General features: G+C 69.1%; 1 protein-coding gene. It reads right to left on the minus strand.

The features are described from left to right. On the minus strand, positions 1–2461 hold a 2461-nt coding region (locus VFK57_24215; GenBank protein HET7698845.1), incomplete at both ends, for a tannase/feruloyl esterase family alpha/beta hydrolase.

Genomic DNA, 2461 nt, shown 5'->3' on the forward strand with positions numbered 1-2461 from the left:
GCAGGCGCGCGGATCGTCGATCACGCCGTCTTCGAGACCGTCCTGCTTGTCACACGCCGCGACGGCCGTCCGGGCGAGCGCGGGCAGCTTCGCGGCCGGCAGCGTCGCGTTGCCGCCGGCATCGTGCGTCGCGAGCCACGACCACAGGAACCCGTAGATGAGGTTGATGCGGTTATTTCCTGGCGCGCCGGCGATGATGCCGTCGTAGTCGGCGGGATAGCGCTGCGCCTCACTGAGTGCCTGCTGTCCACCGGTGGAGCAGCCGCTGAAGTACGACCGCAGCGGCGCCCGGCCTCCGGCCCGCTGGACGACGGCCTTGGCGATCACCGTCATCTCGTGAACGGCCCGATGCGCCCAGTCGACGATCTTCTCGGGGTGGCCGATGCCGAAGTCCATCTGATCGCCAGTGTGGCCGGTGTCGGTGCTGACGGCGGCATACCCTTTGACGATGGCATTGGCGAGCGCGCCGTAGTTGATCGCGCCGGAGAACCCGCCGTTGTCGGTGCCCAGCAGTTTGCCGTTCCACGCGCTGGGCACCCAGACCTCCACCTTGATGTCCGAATCAGACGTTGGCCTCGCTGTGACGGCGACGCGGCAGAACGCCGGCACCTGGAAGGTGCGTCCCGCCGTGAAGCCGCCGGCGGGGTAGGCGCGGGCGAGCGTGACCGCCGCGTTCGTCAGATTGAGTGACGTGAGCTGCTCGCACGACGACGTGACGGAGGCGGCAGGCTGGCTCCGCTCGAGGACCTTGCTCGTCTCGGCGGCGCGCAGGATTCGCGCCGCGTCATCGGGCAGCAGAAAACGATCCTTGACCGCCTGCTCCGCCGCCTTCCTGACCACCGCGACATACCCGTCGTGCGTGCCGTAGCGCTCCTCGATCGACAGCCGCGGATCGCGGTTGGCGATCCGTTCCGCTTTCGTCTTCGCGAAGGGAATCCAGCCTCCCTGGAATCCGCAGCCGTGTCCCGCGAAGACGCCGGCACGGAACGTGTTCCATCCGAGATAGGTGCCGAGCGGCGCCTGCAGCTGCACCGACGGGACGCCCGACGTTTCGTTGCCGTCCTCGTTGACGCGCGGGACGTAGGTCGGCAGGACGCCGATGACCTTCGGTGGGACGCGAGTCATCACCCCCGAGAGGTCCGCGGCGCGGAAACCGGGGCCGAAGTCGTAGCGCAGCACGGGGTTCAGCAGGCGATCGCTGAACGGAAGCCCGGGGATCCCGGGGATGCCCAGTGCCGCGCGCGTCGCCGGCACCAGGTCGCCGCTGGCCAGCGTCGGGTAGCGGCTCGGCGGCGGCGGTGTGCCCTTCACCACCCAGTCGACGAGCGCGCGCGTCAGCGCGCGCGTTTGCTCGGCCTGCGGGTTCGGATTGGCCGGCAGCGTGCACGGGCTGTTCGCCGCCGCCGTTGCCTCGACCGGGAAGCCGCCGCGCCCGCCGCCGTGCGTGGTGCTCGGATAGTAGTAGCGCCGCACGTTCGACGGCAGCGCGAGATCACGCTTCGCGTCGGTGCCGATCAGATCCGGCGACATGCGCAGTCCCCAGAATTCCGCCGAGCCGAATGCTTCGACGATCTTCGGGCAGGTCTTCGTCGCGGTGCATCGATCGAGGAGGCCTGCCGCCTTCAGTCCACGCGCCTTGTCCGCGTAACGCGTCCACCAGACGACGCCGTCGCTGCCCGGCTCATACATCCCGGCGGCGCCGCCCGGCAGCGCGAAACGCAGGTTGATCGGCGTCTGGCGCGCCGCGATCCGTGGAAACGCGCCGTCCCAGACGATGCGGTTCTGCGTGTCCTGGTTGAAGCCAAGATGAATGAACGTCCGGATGAAATTGCCCGACTGAGAGTCGCCGAGGCTGATCGCGTGATCGACGACGCCGGCCACTGGATTGGGCGTGCCCGAGGCATCGGCCTTCGCATGGCGGAAGAACGAGACGATGTCGCGCGTGGCGGCGAGACCAACGCCCAGCACCAGCGGATCCTTCGCGGTGTAGACCAGTTCGTAGATACGGCCGGCGCGGAACGCGTCCTTGACGCAGAGCCGCGACGGATCCGGCGTGCCCGGCCACGGCGTGCTCTCACAGTCGGCGAACGCCCACTCCGCACGCGGCACCGTGTGCTTCGCGTCCTGCTGCCCGGCGTAATTCTCCCGGGTGTGCCAGGTCAGCGTCGCGCCGCTCTCTGCCAGATCGGCGGGGCGGTATGGCTGCGGCGTCCCCAGCGAGGCGAGGCGGATCGGCGCGCTGTGCAAGCCGTCGGGAAGATCGAAGAAACGGGCGATCACGCGGCCGGTCACCGGGGAACCGTCCTTCTTGCGGGCGACCGGAACGGCGATCGTCTGGTTCGCCGCGGTCGGAATCACGTCCCCCTGCCAGCCGCTGACCAGCGTGATGTCTCCCTCGGCGTTCGCCGTCGCCTGTCCGTTCCCGCGATTGACCACCTGATAGAGGAGGACGCGCGAGGCT

The sequence above is a fragment of the Vicinamibacterales bacterium genome (assembly GCA_035699745.1).
Taxonomy (GTDB): Bacteria; Acidobacteriota; Vicinamibacteria; order Vicinamibacterales; family 2-12-FULL-66-21; genus JAICSD01.